Genomic DNA, 15069 nt, shown 5'->3' with positions numbered 1-15069 from the left:
ATGCGGTGGACGATGCCCCGTTTATGGCAGTTGTCACAGTAGAGCGTGCCCTTGAGGTAGTGGTCGTGGATGCGGCGTCGTTCCCCGGCAACGCCGCGGCTGTCCAGTAACTGCTGGACTTTGTGAAACAGGTCGTCGGGGACGAGGGCTCCGTGGCGTCCGGGATGTTCGACACCATCCAAGGTGATGATTCCGCAGTAGTAGCGGTCGCGCAGCAGCCTCGAGAAGTGTGTTGGGGCAATTGCCTTGGCCGGACGCTTGGCGCTTGGTTTGGTGGTGAGACCGTGGTCTTCCATGGCTTCGGAGAGGTCTGCGAACGTGTAGTTGCCGGTGGCGTAGAGCTCAAAGGCTTGCCGGATGAGCGGGCGCCGGATTTTTGGTCGGCGGCGCCTCCCGACAAGCCCGCACCCACAGCACTGCCGGCCTCGAAGGCCTGCGCATATTCATCGAAGGCGTCTGGGGCGGTCGCCAGTGCATCTATGAATTCCAACACGCGCCTGTGTGCTGCTAGGTAAGTTCGAGCGTCCTTGACTGTCGTGCCGCGGAGATCAATGACGTCTCGAAAGTTGCCGAAGCCTTCGTCATCGATCTCCGACGGCTTGGGAGTCTTGAACGTCGCTCCGGGAGGAAAATCCGATGACAACTCGGTAAGGAAAACGGGATGCATGGGTTATCTCTACCATGTGTCCGGAGCTGGGCCGGGGACGAATCGGCCCGGGGCGGCGAACCGTGAGCGGGGTGCAGCATATGCTGGCAAAGCTTATGCCGCGCAGGTGCGGAACATGGCTACCGCTGTTTCCGCGGCTCGGCCAATCCAGCCGCCGCCAGCTGGCCGCAAGCAGAAGGTGCTGACCGTCCGGAGCATCGTAAAACCGCAAGTGGATATGGATCTTTTTGTGGATACGGCTGGGCAGATGATCGTGAGACTTGCCAAGGAAAAGTCTGATCGCCTCCAGATGGAGGAATGCGGAAGTCGGCGCGAGACACGCTGAGATTGCGAAGACTCTAGGCTGGACCGGATATACGATGATGCGCGAAGACGGCTTCCGCGATCTTGGGCGACTAAGAGGTTAAAGCATAAGTGTTATGTATCGAACTAATAAATTAGACCATTGCAGAAATAGATGGTACTGAATTATAATTCAGACAGATAGGTTCATAGCGAAGAGGTGAAGCTATTGAGGGGCAATCCTTATATCTAGGGTTGCAATCAAACGTAACTAGGGGTTCGCTATCAACACAATACTTATTGGCTATGACCTGAATAAGGCGGGTCAGAACTACGACGAGCTTATATCAGCGCCCAAGGGCTACGGTACGTACTGGCATCATCTGGACAGTACGTGGCTTATTCGTACGGAAGAGTCTGCGGCAGACGTTCGCAATAAGCTAAAGGGTCATATTGACAGCAATGACGAGCTCTTGGTCATTAATGTGACTGGTGATGCGGCTGCGTGGTATGGGTTTTCCGAGCGTGGCAGTAAGTGGATCAAGAATAATCTATGAAAGTCGATGATACTGGCGTTACGGCAAGCAACCTCTATTTTTCTGAATATTTCGGTGTCTCCTCTGACGTTCTAAATGACTATGGAGCGTTCGATATATCGGTAGTGTCTGACCTTCCACTGTTCATTGACCCGTTCCTCCTGTTCAACAGTGAGCGAGATGAGTATCAAAAGCTTCATGAGCAGATCATCGAGTACCTCGTGTTTTTGAGGGACAACGCGAGGCCAGACTTAGATCCGGGATTGATCAAGGCGTGGTACAGATTCAAGGAAGTGAAGGAGAACTGGCTAGGGTTTACGCTCTTCGGAAATGGAGGTCGCGCTCTTGGTGATGACTTCGCTCGGGCCTTGCATGCGTCACTGGGGAGTATTCTTAACGATTTCGGCAATGAGAAGATCACTCAAGGTAGTCACCTTGAAAAGCTGTCGCTTATTAAGCCTGGGGTTGGTCGGGATAGTATTAGTGATTTCACAACTAACCTTATAAAGGATTATTTACTGGAATATACGCAGGCATTTGCGCGGAAGCATATCGATCCGAGCCTGTGTGACACCTTCTCTGTAACGCGAGCGAAGTTCAACTACCAGACCAAGTCTTGGATGACGATCAAGTACTATCTACCGAGGCGTGGTAATGAATTTGTCGTGCTGACGCCAAGTGACCTTCTTACAAAAGACGAAACCTGGATCAATCACTCGGATATGATCAACACTTTCGACCATCTTCCGGGCGCCATTGAGGACGACTCTCTACGCGGGCAAATCAACGCGTATTTCATGTCACGCATGGGCGATAAGCCTTCTGCGCAAGAGCGTGCAGCAGCTGCGCAGGCAACGATCGGAAAGTTCAAGGAACTCATCGATGTCTACATCCGACAGAAGGAAGATCGCGGCGATGAAGCGGCAGCGACGAGTACTGAGAAGACTCAGAACACCTATGACACGCTGGTCGCACAAGTTCGAACGCTGATCCCAGACCTCGCGGAGAAGACCAAGTTTTACGACAAGCCTTGGTCGAGTTATGACGAAGCGCGGGCGCGTGTCCTTGATTTCAAGAACTACGTCGAAAACCAAGATGGCTACCAACTCATCAATCCGTCCGGGGACACGCAGAGACTGTCACAGGAGAAAGAAGTTCAGCTATTCTTCGGTCTGATATGGTGTGCGACTGATTTTGACGTGAATCGTGAGCCGAACAACGGGCGCGGTCCGGTCGACTTCAAGGTTAGTTATGGAGCGAAGGACAAGTCGCTAATAGAGTTCAAACTGGCCAAGAGTTCAAGCCTGAAGCGGAACCTGGAGAAACAGGTCGAAATTTACGAAAAGGCTAACGGCACACGTAGTTCTGTCAAGGTGATCATCTGCTACACCGAGGCAGATCAAAGCAAGGTCGCTAGAGTACTGACGGCGCTGAACTTGAGCAAGGAAGAGGCCGTGATAGTGATCGATGCGCGGAATGACAATAAGCCATCAGCTTCAAAGGCGTAGAGCGTCAAGCTATAATCAGTTATATTTTGAGCAAAAGAATAGTGTAAAAATGGGGGATCGTAGCCAGATGGTATTACTCGAACAAGCAATTATCGATTGGGTCAATGACAGGCCGATGTGGCAGCGTGCCATTTCGGCCAAGATTGTCGCCGGTGAGAATGTCGATCAAAGTTGGATCGACTCTTTCGCTGAAAGCGTGGTCATAGGCGAGGTTACCGACGTAGAGCGGGAACTTACTGTCAAGGATTTGCCGAGTTCTTCTAGTGCTGGCTCACGCGTTGTTCTCAAATCGATCGGCCATCTTGAGAATGTGAACGCTATCCTCGCCGGGGAGATGCTTACTTTTGGCGCGGCTGGACTCACTGCAATCTACGGTGATAACGGCAGTGGAAAGTCGGGCTACGCACGTCTGATCAAGGAAGTTGTTGGAGCTCGGCATCATCAGGATGTGCTGCCGAACGTCTTTTCTTCAAAGCCGAATCAGTCCCAAGCGGCGAAGCTGTCGTACGAGGTTGACGGCGACGAGCGAGAGGGCGGCTGGCCGGCACTTTCCGACTTAGACCTACGTCAGATTCACTTCTATGACGAGGCGTGCGGCGATGACTATCTTGCGACGGAGACGGAACTTGCCTATCGACCGTCTGCCTTGAATCTATTTGATCGACTCATTGCCGTAACCGATCAGGTGCGAGCAGCTGTCGATATCAAGCTGTCTGAGAACGCTGCGCGCGCTGTAAAGCTGCCGGCTCTAACACCAGGCACAGAGGCTCAGCTTTTTCTCGCTAAGTTGTCTGCGAAGACGACCGATGCAGACATTGACGCTAGTGTTTCAATCGCGGGTACCGCTGAAGAGCAACTGGCTGACCTGATTCAGGAAGAAGCTCGCCTGAAGAGCACTGACCCGACGAAGGAGAAGGCCCGTCTCTTGGCCGGTGCTACTCAGATAGAGCAGATTGCCGACAGGTTCGACGACATCGACGGAACCCTGAGTGCCACTCAAGCATTGCATGTGGAGACCATGCTTCGACTGCTCGAACGCTTCGAGGAGCGGCGGAACTCGCTTCAACGACTAGCTTTGCGGATCAGCCCCTTCCCGGTGTTGGCTCTGAAACGTGGAGAGCGCTGTGGGAGGCTGCGGAGTCCTATTCCGTCACGGAGGCGTATCCGGAGCGTGATTTTCCTGCGGCAGGAGCTAGTGACCACTGCGTTCTATGTCATCAGCCATTGACCTCCGATGCTCAAGACCGACTGCATCGCTTTCATGCCTTTGTTCACGACAAGACAGCTCAGAAGGCTGCAAAGGCGGAACGAGAGGCAAAGTCTGAGACCTCCAAGATTTCCGAGATTGCCATAACGACCAGCAAGACCACCGAGGCGTTGGCGTTTCTTGCAACCGAAGACCGCAAACTGGGTACCCGATTGAGTGATGCTCTTGCGAAGGCCGAGGACGCACGGGTGCGCATTGGGCAGAGACTTCGGGGTGAGTCGAATGAATCGCCAGTCGAACTTAACCCGGTTGATACGCACCAGCTTCGATTGCTGGCGACCGGTATTCGCGAGCGGGCGAACAAGATCAACGATGCAGCGTTCCGAACGAGCCTTAAAGCGGCGACGGATGCGAAGAATGAACTCGCGGATCGCATCGAGCTAAATCGCCATGCGGACGCTTTGAAGGCCGAAGTGCAGCGGCTTCGGGGGCATGCTGGGATTTCGGCCGCACGGAGATCACTATCTACGGGTCCGATGACAACAAAGTCGAATGATCTCGCACGGACCTATGTAACGGCGACGGTCAGCGATCGCTTCACGCGCGAGACTGATCGCCTAGGTCTGGAACAAGTAGTTCTTGGCGACAAAGGCGGTAACAAGGGCAAGCTCAAGCACAAACCGGCGCTCCTCGGGGCAACAGCGTCAGGGGCTTCCGTTGAAAACGTTCTAAGCGAAGGCCAGCAGACCGCGCTCGGCCTTGCTGGCCTTTTCACAGAAATCCGGCTCGACGAATCGAAATCAGCAGTTGTCCTTGATGATCCAATTACCTCCCTCGATCACGGGCGACGTGAGCGCGTCGCCAGGCAGATTGCCTCTCTTGCAACTGATCGCCAGGTGATCGTATTCACCCACGACCTGACCTTCCTTGGCGACCTGATCAAAGCGGCTGAAGAAGAGGGCGTTCAGCTCGTGGAGCGGTGTATCACGAGAACAGGCGCTGGTGTGCCCGGAAAGATCTTGGAGGCTCACCCTTGGAAGGCAAAGGATGCCGCCAAGCGCCTAAACGACCTGGACGGCCTCCTCGCCCAATTGAAGAAGCGCCAAGGTGAAGAGTCGGTCGAAGACTACGAACGCTTGGTCAGCGACTGGGCTGGTCAGCTGTCTGAGACTTGGGAGCGAATCATTCGAGGAGAAGTTGTTAACAAGGTAGTCGATCGGGGCACTACAGAGGTTAGGCCAAAAATGGTGCGCATGCTTGCCTTGATCACAGATGACGATAATAGGGAATTTCAGGCGGGATATAGCCAGGTTTCGAAATGGGCTCGACGGCACGACAAGAGCGAGGAGGTCAATTTCACCGCGCCAACACACGCTGAAATGAAGGCCGAACTGGAACGAGCTAAGGCCTGGCTCAAGCGCGTCAAGGCCTATGCGTCGAAGACTAGCTCGTAGCTAGAGCAAGTGCTCGTACGAACTCCGCATCCTCACTCCAACCTCAACCAACCGTGACCGCACCGTATGGGCGGTCACGCCCATCCGCTTACCAATCGTCGCCAGTGAGTCGCCTTGTTCGTAGAGTCTGATAGCTTCCTTGATCTGCCGTTCATCCAAACCGACCTTGCGCGGAGTAACCTCATGCCGGCGTAGGTGCTTACTCACGGTCTCTCGGCTGATCCGATACTTCACAGCCAGTTCCTTGACTCGCGCACCTGTCTGGTAGTCAGCTACCACTTCCTGGCTCTGCTCAGCACTAAGCTGGGTGCAGCGGCGGGGGATAGGCGGTGCGGCACGCGTCACTGCTGGCCGAGCCTTGATCTTGCGTATTAGGGAACCAAGTTTGACGGAATCGCTACTTTGTTTCGAATAGGTATGTAAGACCTCCACCATGGAGGCCTTACCCGGAACGTGGACCAAGTTCACGTTCCGGGTAGGGCCTCATTTTTTTGAGATCTTGGCTACCTGAAGTCGCGGGAGCTGGACTTCGCTACCAGGACCAAGGGTTCCAGCTTGTCTGCCACGAGGTTAGTGACGCCTTCCGGCGTGCGTTCGAGGAAACCGCGGACGATCAACGCGGATGATTCGCGGGCTACCCGGCGATACCTCTTCCAGAGGCCAACGCTGCAGATGACGTTGAGGATGCCGCTCTCGTCTTCCAGGTTGACGAAGGTAATTCCTTGAGCGGTCTGGGGCCGTTGGCGATGGGTCACGACGCCGGCCACTTCAACACGGGTGCCGGACTCGACGTGGGAGAGCCGTTCCACCTGCAGCACCCCTCTGGAATCCAGACTGCCGCGTGCGTGCCGCATCGGGTGGTCATCTGTGCTGATGCCGGTCGCCCACATATCGTAGGCAACATTTTCCAGTGGGGAGAGCTCCGGCAGCAACGGCGGTTGGACAGCCACGTGCGTCCCCGGCAATTGTCCTTCCCGCTCCAGCGCGGCATCTCCGGCCTGCCACAGTGCTTCGCGGCGGTTCATCCCGAGCGAATCGAGCGCGCCGGCTGACGCGAGTGCCTCCAGCTGGTCAGCGCTGAGATTCGCGCGGCGGGACAGATCCGCCAACTCCCGGTACGGGCCGTGTTCCTCCCGTTCAGCCACGATGCGTTTCGCCACTTCGGTCCCGATGGAGGTGACGCCGTCGAGCCCCAACCGCACGGCGTGTGAGCCATCCCGGCGGTGCAGGTGGTCCTCTCGCGGAAGATCCTGCCGGAAGAGCCCGATCTCCGGCTGGTGGAAGGCCAGGCAGGAATCCATGCCGCCCACCGGGCCCACGCCGGCCCCCGTAGGTTCATCGAGCACTTCCAAGGTTGCTTCGGCAAGGGAACGGAGAACATCCGGGCGCAACACCTGGACTCCGTGCCTGCGGGCATCCGCGACGAGGGTTTGCGGGGAGTAGAAACCCATGGGTTGTGCCCGAAGCAGGGCTGCGAGGAATGCGCCCGGGTAGTGCAGCTTCAGCCACGAGCTGGCATAGACCAAGACCGCGAAGCTCAGGGAGTGGGATTCGGCGAAGCCGAAGTTCGCGAAGGCTTGGATCTTGGCGTAGATGGCGTCGGCGTCGTCCTTGCTGATCCCGTTTGCTGCCATTCCCGCATAGAGTTTGGCCTCAAGTGTCTCGATCTTCTCCCGGCCCCTCTTGGAACCCATGGCACGGCGGAGCAGGTCCGCATCCTCGGCAGTACACCCACCCACGGCAACCGCCATCTGCATGAGCTGCTCCTGGAACAGGGGCACGCCCAGTGTCCGCTCAAGGACCGGCTCCAGGAGCGGATGAAGATACGTGATTTTTTCCGTGCCTGCACGGCGCCGGATGTACGGGTGGACTGCGCCGCCTTGGACGGGGCCTGGGCGGATCAGCGCGATTTCGACTACCAGATCGTAGAACTTCCTGGGCTTCAGCCGTGGCAGCGTGCTGATCTGGGCCCGTGATTCCACCTGGAACACTCCGATCGAGTCGGCCCGGCAAAGCATGTCATAGACCGCCGGTTCCTCCCGCGGGATGGTCTCGATTGTCCAACGTTCACCGAAATGCTGATCGATCAAATCAAAGGAATACTGCAGGGCGGCGAGCATGCCCAGGCCGAGTAGATCGAACTTGACCAGGCCCATCCATTCGCAATCGTCCTTGTCCCATTGCAAGACCGTGCGGTTTTCCATCCGGGCACGCTCGATGGGGACCACCTCGCCGACAGGCCGTTCCGTGAGGACCATTCCGCCTGAATGGATGCCAAGGTGCCGGGGGAAACCCAGGATCTGATCAGCAAGGTCCAGGACAGGGGCGGGGATGTTGTTGGTCTTGCCTTCGCTGAGACCGCCCCAATGATCCAGCCGCTTAGACCAGGCGTCCTGCTGGCCCTGGCTATAGCCGAGCGCCTTGGCGATGTCGCGGACAGCGTTCTTGGGACGGTAACTGATGACATTCGCTACCTGGGCCGCGTTGAACCGTCCGTACTTGCGGTAGACGTATTGGATGACCTCTTCCCGCCGGTCCGAATCGAAATCGACGTCGATGTCCGGTTCTTCCTCCCGGAGGCTGGAGAGGAAACGCTCAAACGGAAGGTTGTAGAAAATACTGTCGACGGCGGTGATCCCCAGCGCATAGCAGACAGCCGAGTTCGCCGCTGAACCCCTGCCTTGGCAGAGGATCCCGCGGGAACGGGCAAATTGCACGATGTCGTGCACAATCAGGAAATAGCCCGGGAAATTCTTCGCCTCGATCACTGCGAGTTCCTGCTCGATCCGGCGATGGACCCGTTCGCCGGCGTCGGGGTACTTGTCCCTGACACCTTGGCCGACGAGCTGCCGGAGCCAGGTGATAAGGGTGTGCCCTGCAGGAACATCGAGCTTCGGGAGCTTCGGGCGGGCAGCCCGCAACTGGAACGCAAGCTCGTCGGCGATCTCGACTGTCCGTTCGACCGCGCCGGGGTAGCGGGCGAACCGCACTGCCATCTCGGAACCGCTCCGTAGATGTGCGCCGCTGCTTGCGGGCAGCCAGCCGTCCAGTTCCTCCAGGCTGCGGCGAGCCCGGACAGCCGCCATTGCAGTGGCCAGCGGATAACCCTCCGGAGTGGCGTAATGTACGGCGTTGCTGGCGATGAAAGGTATGCCCGCACGGTCGGCAATACGGACCAGGGCATCGTTGTGGCTGCTGTCGAGGGGATTCCCGTGATCGAAGAGTTCCACCACCACATTGCCCCGCCCGAATCGCTCGATCAGGGCATCCACTTCCCGTGCAGCGGCTTGCTCGCCCTCGCCCAGGAGGGCTCTCCGGACTGAGCTTTTGCGACACCCGGTCAGTACTACGCAATGGTCCCTGAGAGAGTGCGCCAGCGCATCGAGGTCGTAGATGGGATGGCCCTTTTCGGCGTCAGCCGCCAGATGCGCAGACGTCATCGCCCCTGCCAGCCGGTGGTATCCCTCTTCCTTGCGGGCGAGGACCAGCAAGTGATCGCCTTCAGGATCAGCTTCGCCTTGCTGGGGTTTACTGAGTCCGAGCGAAAGCTCGGCGCCGAACACCGTCTTGAGCTCATAGGCTTCGGCCGCCTCCGCCATGCGCACGATCCCGTAGAAGCCGTCGTGATCGGTCAGCGCAAGGGCATGCAGGCCCAGCCGGACAGCTTCCTCCACCAATTTCTCGGGCGAGGAGGCACCGTCCAGGAAGCTGTAGTGCGAGTGGGCGTGCAGCTCTGCATAAGGCACGACGGCGGCACCCGCCCGCGATGCGACCCTTGCGGGATCGAGGGGGACCGGACGGTATGGTCCGCGTTTCCTTGACCAGGCGGGGCTGTCACCGCCGTCCCCTACGCTCTTCCCGGAGTCCGGGCCGCGCCGGTCTGACAGCGTGCGTTCGAACTCCGACCATGGGATTGACGGGTTGTTCCAAGCCATATTGTCTTCCTGCCTAAAGATCAGTGCTCCTTCTGGCTGTTCAGTCGTAGCGGGCCTCTGCCCACCAGTTCTGCTCGTCCAGGAGAAGGAGCCAGGCCTCTCCGTTTCCGTCCACAAGCTGGAACCGATCCGCTTCAAGACCATGGTCGGCGTCCCACCATCTCTGTCTCAGCGGCCAGGGGCCGGCCCACTGAGCGACCAGCCGCCGTCGTACGGGATCTCCGGTGGGACAGAACCACATCGGCGGGGCAATCAATCCGCCACGATGATCTGTACGGACTTTTTCCTTATTCGCGTCGAGCAACAGGACCGGGATGAGGGAAGCGAATACCGTGGCCGGTTGTGGGTCTGGAATCCTGCCGGGCCAGGGCCTGGACGCCAAGGCGGCCGTTCCTGAAGGCAAGGCATCTCCCCAGGGCACCAAACGGCGCCGCTCGGCCAGCAACCGTCCTCCGGAGATGGCAGGCACTACTACGGCTTCATGTCCCAGCATGCTTTGGATCCGGCTCAGTCCATGATGGATCTGTTCCTCTGCTCCATCTCCAAAGAGCGCGCTCCCATGATGGGCGATGGAGTCCACCCGGACGGGAACGAACTCTACCCGGATGACCGGTGAGGAGGGCCCGCCGCGAGCCGATCCGCCGTCGCGCATTCCGCCGTCGGCAGGGGCTTGCGACTGAAGCTGCCAACGCACCCTGTCCACGGCGTCGCTGGCTGTGAAGTGGCGGGGGTGGCCCCACGTCCGCTCGGAGCGGTTGCCCGCTTCGTCGGTGATCAGAACCCTGAGCTCCGTGCAGACCAAGCCTTCCGTCTGCAGCCCGGTCACGAAGGTGTCAGCCGTTGCACGGAGCTGGAAAGCGAGTTGGTCAACCCGGTCCAGGCCCGGTTCGAACTCCGCCTGCTGATTCAATTTCCGCGGGGGCGTACGGGGGATGATCCGGCGAGGATCCTGGCCGCTTGCCAAGGCATGTGCGCTGATTCCGACAGCTCCGAAACGGGCACGCACATCTGCGGCCGGGAGATTGGCGAAATTCCCCAAGGTGAGAATTCCAAGGCGCTTGAGTAAGGAGGCAAGCTTCGCTTGTCCCAATACTTCCACCGGAAATGGACTCAGGAAATCCCGGGAAGAACCCGGCGGCAGCACAAGAAGGGCAGTAAGTTCGCTGGTGCTCCGGGCTGCCTGTTCAGCCGCAAACACGGAGTCTGCGATCCCTACCCTGGCCTCCATGCCGAGGCGGTCGGCCGATTCAAGCACAGCACCTGCGGCCTCTTCCTCGCCGCCGTAATATCGGGCAGCCCCCCTGGCCCGGAGTGCGCATAGGCCCGGGCGAAGTACTTCCACCCCGGGAGTTCGTTCTTCAAGCGAGGAAATCACAGGTTCGAATTCCCGCGCGTCCCGCAAAGGATCAACGGCGCATACCACCAGCTCGGGACAACGGGTCTGCGCTTCCCTTAGCCGCAAGCCCCGGACGACTCCCTCTGCCCGTGCCTCCGCAGAGCAAGCAGCAATGACACCTTGGCCGATGACCGCCGCGGGTACATCGGGCGGCAGTGCATCTGCCAAACGTGCGGCGACCAGCGGCCAATCCGGGAACCAGGCCACCAACGCGCGCACCGGGGTCTCAAGCTGAAACAGCATCATGCTCCCATCCGATGGCGGGACAGATCTACCGGACCGCTGTCCGCAAGATCCACGGAAGCCCGGCGGGAACTGCCCCGCAGGGCGACTTCGAGCTCAAGTTCCTGCCTATTGAAATGTCCGTGGCCCTGCCCAAGCCCGGCCCACTCATATCCATTCACTTGCAAAACGGCTTCGCTCTGCGGCCACGGTCCCAAGACAAGGAGGACGGAACTACGCTCCCGGAGCCTGGCTCCCAGACGGGCGGCCTCGGCGGGTGCGACTCTTTCCGGAGCGCATGCAAGCACTACCGAGAGCACGTCCGCCATGGCGGCGATTACCGCAGTCCAACTAATACCGGGGTCAGGTACCAGGACCAGTCGATCAAGTGCAATGCCGAAACCTGCTGCCGCCTCGACTCCGAAGTCAGGAAGCCCTGCCACTCCACACCAGGAGCCATCGCGTGAGGGGCCGGCCAACAAAGCCATGGCCAGTGACATGGACCCCTGTATGGAATACGCCGCACCCGGGCGCAGCCCGCCCGGCAAGAGCCTGCTGAGCGAGGGGAGCACGGGCAGCGAGCGTTCGCTGCTGCGTTTGCCCTGCATGAGGTGGATTCTCGCCTGTAAGTCATCGCGCAGCGAAGCTGGCGAGGCGGAAGTCAGGCGGGAAGGCATAATTCAATTTTCGAACATATATTCGAATGAGTCAATTGGGGCTACTCTGCCCCAACTCGCCTCGTTTACCTTCGCCACCTCACGCTAGACAGTGAAACTGCCAGAATCGAGGCGAAGATCAACGCCGACGCCGGAGCGGCGACGGTCCAGGGGGCACGCTCCACATAGTTGATTCCTTCAGCGAGGATGAGGCCCCATTCCGGCGACGGCTGTTGGGGGCCGAGGCCGAGAAATCCCAAGGCAGCCAGGGCGAGTGCGATTCCCGGTATCCGGAGCATCGAATGCCGGAACACCGGCCCAAGGATGGCCGGGAGGAGGTAGCGCCACAGGACGCGGAGCCGTCCTACGCCCAGGACCGGAAGGATTCTCACGTGGGGCTGCGCCCTGGCCTCCTGCGCCAAGGCCGCCGTGTGCGCAGCCAGAGGTGCCCAACTGACCAAGGTGACGGCTATCGCCGCCCCTTCAGCCGAGGGACCTGTCATCACTGCCACGATCAGGCCGGCGAGGATAGGCGGAGCGGCGTTGGCTACTTCAAGCGGACCGGTCGCCGCGAGGGGGAAGAGCCCGACGACCATCCCGATCACAAGGCAAGCCAGCACCACAAGCAAAGCCGTTCCCAAGGTGGAGACGGCACCGTGTCCAACCCGGGCGAGGAGGTCCCGTCCGCTGGCATCGGCCCCGAAAGGCAGTCCGAAGCCCGGGCTGGCAAGCCGCGCATGGCTCGAAGTGAACGGGTCGCGAAGCAATCCCGCGACGACGACGAGAATCAACGCTCCCGCAGCGACGAGCGGGACGGCGGAATCCCGCCGTCGTGATCTTCCCGGCGGTTCCGGAACGGGAACTGTCCCGGAACGCAATGCCGCACCCAACAAGAGATACCGGGCCGCCGCGCTGAGGGAACCCGCCCCGACGGCCAGCACGAGAAGGGCCAGTACTCCTGCCTGCAGCGCAGGGATGTCTTGCGCGCTCGCCGCGACCAGGACTGCACGGCCCAAACCGGGAATCGCGAAGACCTTTTCCACGACAACCGCCCCGCCGGTGAGGCCAATGAGGACAAGCCCGATCTGACTCATCACCGATGGCAGGGCACGGCGGAGCACCGCCGCGGTGAGCCTGGCGCGGCTCGCCCCGGCCATGGCCCAAGTACCCACCCATTTCTCGGCGAACGCCAGGCTGATGGCGTCCGAAAGCAGCCGCCCGATCAGGCCACCGGCAGGCATGCCAAGGGAAAGCGCCGGCAACACCGCGTGGCCCACTCCCTGCCAGCCATAGGGTGGGAAACAGCCTAGCCATACGGCACCGATGACAAGCAGCATGGCCGCCAGGAGGAACTCGGGGAGGGCCGTCGTAGCCGCGGCTACGATCCCGGAGCCTCGCCCCGGGTTCCCGGCCAGCCCGCGTAGCACGCAAGGAACGCAGAGTGCGGTAGCCACCAAGCTTGCAACGACCATGGCGCAGGCCATTAGGGTGACGGACACTCCCAGGGCTTCCACAATGCCGGGGCCAACGGGCGTGTTGGTAATCCAGGAATTTCCCGTGTCCCCGCGCAAAAGGCCACCGGCCCATTCGAGGAAGATGTGCACTGGCCCTCGATCGAGCCCGAGTTCCGCGCGGATCATGCTCAGCGTTTCATCAGTCGCTTCCCGATCGGCATACCGGGCCCGCAGGACGGTGTACTCCGGGCGTTGTCCCGAAAACCATGGCAGGAGCCCGATCAGGACAACTATCGAGAAGAGTGCCACGGCTCTGGAGGCCGTAGTTTTGATGAACGCCCTGCCCCGCATCAGCCAACAATTCCTGTTTTGCTGGTGATCAACGCGCGCTCGCGGGGATCGCGTTCCACGTGGCGTATCCCGGTCGATTCGCCTTGGATAACGCGTTCATGCAGCAGCGGCACGGCCGCATCCTTCGAGAGGATGAGCGCCTCGGCCGCGGCAATTGCCGACCGGCGCTCCGGGCCTGGAGGAATGGCGGCTGCCCGGCCCAGCGCTGCGTCCACTTCGGCATCGCAGAACTGGGAGATGTTGAAGGAGCCTTTGCAGGAGAAATCACTGAACATGTAGGCCACAGGGTCCCCTGAGTCCAAGACCGTGGCACGGGAAAGGATGAAGGCATCGAACTTGCCGGCCAGTGCGTCTGACTCGATGTGCTGGTACTCCCGGACCACCTGCTCCACGATGAAACCGGCGGCCTCGAGCTGCTGCTCAAGCTGCACGGCGACCTCGGGCAGCTCGGCCCGATCCGTGAACGTGCCAAGTTTGATGCGGCGACCGCCGGCCGGTGCTGCTTGTGCCCGTTTCTTCAGGGATTCAATGTATGTGGCGTTTTGCCTTTCCTGGGCCGCCCAGTGAAGTGCAGGACCCAGGAGGCCTTCTGCAACGTCCGCACGTCCTTCGTAGGCCTGTTCAACAATGGCGGCCCGATCAATCGATGTCCTTGCCGCTGCCCGAACTGACGGATCCGCAAAGGCGCCCGTTTTGGTGTTCAGGTAGAGGGTGTTGGTCCGGGGCATGGGGACTTCGTGAATCAAGTCGGCTTTGATCTGGGCGACTTGGCCTACGGGAATAGCCTCGACGACGTCGGCGGTTCCGGTCCTCAGCGCGGCTGCGCGCGCCGTGCCGTCGGGAACGTATTGGACGTCGACGCCGCTGCTCGCCGCTTTCTCGCCCCAGTAGTCTGCAAAGCGGTTGAGGGTCGCTGATGTGGTGCCTTCCGCAGACGCAAGGACAAAAGGTCCGGTACCTGCGCTGATGGGGCTGACCACACCTCCGGGTTTGTAAGCGGACGCGGCAAGGATGGAAAGCTGGGGGCTCGACAGCCGCTGCGGAACCAGTGGATCGTCCGTTTGGGTGCTAACGACGACGGCGTCCCCACCGTCCGTGCGGACGCTCAGCTGCACGCCGTCGAGAATTCTGGGCCGGGGTTTTGCGCTCGCCGCCGCCGTCAACGACGACGCAACTTGCTCCGCGGTCAGTGGCGTTCCGTCATGGAATTTCACGCCTGTACGGAGTTCGAAGCGCCAGGTCTTGCCGTCCAGTTGCTTCCAGGCCGTTGACAGCGATGGCTGGGCATCGCCGAGGGCATCGAGGACAACCAGTGTCTCGGCGGTCTTCCAGCGTGAGAGCTTGAACGCGTCGTCGCTTAAGGGGTTCAGTCCGGATCGGGGTGGCTGCAACATTGCCACT

10 protein-coding genes and 1 pseudogene are annotated in these 15069 nt (G+C 59.9%); 4 read left to right on the top strand and 7 right to left on the bottom strand.

What is annotated here, in order from left to right:
- Positions 1–155 precede the first annotated feature (155 nt).
- Positions 156–359: pseudogene (locus A3M3_RS29595) on the bottom strand (recombinase family protein); the annotation flags it as partial.
- Positions 360–782: 423 nt separating this feature from the next.
- Here A3M3_RS29595 and A3M3_RS28200 point away from each other — a divergent pair.
- From A3M3_RS28200 to A3M3_RS27065, 4 genes are all read left to right on the top strand, one after another.
- Positions 783–992 carry a hypothetical protein gene (locus A3M3_RS28200; protein WP_155854416.1) on the top strand — a complete coding sequence of 70 codons (210 nt, stop codon included), beginning with the start codon at positions 783–785 and terminating at the stop codon, positions 990–992.
- A gap of 510 nt (positions 993–1502) precedes the next feature.
- The gene (locus A3M3_RS0117660) at positions 1503–2993 is read left to right on the top strand and encodes a hypothetical protein (protein ID WP_028267445.1); all 1491 of its coding nucleotides are present in this window, start codon (positions 1503–1505) and stop codon (positions 2991–2993) included.
- A gap of 49 nt (positions 2994–3042) precedes the next feature.
- Positions 3043–4221, top strand: a complete 1179-nt coding sequence (locus tag A3M3_RS27070; RefSeq protein WP_028267444.1) for a hypothetical protein — start codon at positions 3043–3045, stop codon at positions 4219–4221.
- On the top strand, positions 4218–5654 hold the full coding sequence (locus tag A3M3_RS27065; RefSeq protein ID WP_028267443.1) for an AAA family ATPase: 1437 nt from the start codon (positions 4218–4220) through the stop codon (positions 5652–5654). The genes A3M3_RS27070 and A3M3_RS27065 overlap by 4 nt, the downstream gene beginning before the upstream one ends.
- Here the strand turns inward: A3M3_RS27065 and A3M3_RS0117645 are convergent, their stop codons facing one another.
- The 6 genes from A3M3_RS0117645 to A3M3_RS0117620 all read right to left on the bottom strand — a co-directional run bounded on the left by A3M3_RS0117645 (position 5655) and on the right by A3M3_RS0117620 (position 15062).
- Complete coding sequence (locus A3M3_RS0117645; RefSeq protein WP_197023289.1) at positions 5655–5999, bottom strand: hypothetical protein; 345 nt, start codon at positions 5997–5999, stop codon at positions 5655–5657. It abuts the gene before it with no gap.
- A gap of 158 nt (positions 6000–6157) precedes the next feature.
- Positions 6158–9589, bottom strand: a complete 3432-nt coding sequence (locus A3M3_RS0117640) for an error-prone DNA polymerase (RefSeq protein WP_028267441.1) — start codon at positions 9587–9589, stop codon at positions 6158–6160.
- Between the two features lie 40 nt (positions 9590–9629).
- Entirely contained in the window at positions 9630–11231 is a 1602-nt protein-coding gene (locus tag A3M3_RS0117635) for a DNA polymerase Y family protein (protein WP_028267440.1), read from the bottom strand.
- Complete coding sequence (locus A3M3_RS25775) at positions 11228–11884, bottom strand: hypothetical protein (protein WP_051423258.1); 657 nt, start codon at positions 11882–11884, stop codon at positions 11228–11230. Before A3M3_RS25775 ends, A3M3_RS0117635 begins: the two co-directional genes overlap by 4 nt.
- 65 nt (positions 11885–11949) lie before the next feature.
- The gene (locus A3M3_RS0117625; RefSeq protein ID WP_028267439.1) at positions 11950–13668 is read right to left on the bottom strand and encodes an ABC transporter permease subunit; all 1719 of its coding nucleotides are present in this window, start codon (positions 13666–13668) and stop codon (positions 11950–11952) included.
- Positions 13668–15062: an ABC transporter substrate-binding protein gene (locus tag A3M3_RS0117620; protein WP_231497300.1), complete on the bottom strand. Its 1395-nt coding sequence runs from the start codon at positions 15060–15062 to the stop codon at positions 13668–13670. The genes A3M3_RS0117625 and A3M3_RS0117620 overlap by 1 nt, the downstream gene beginning before the upstream one ends.
- Positions 15063–15069 lie beyond the last annotated feature (7 nt).

This window comes from Arthrobacter sp. MA-N2 (assembly GCF_000517125.1).
Taxonomy (GTDB): Bacteria; Actinomycetota; Actinomycetes; order Actinomycetales; family Micrococcaceae; genus Arthrobacter; species Arthrobacter methylotrophus.
This window is presented reverse-complemented; position numbering and strand designations above follow the sequence as displayed.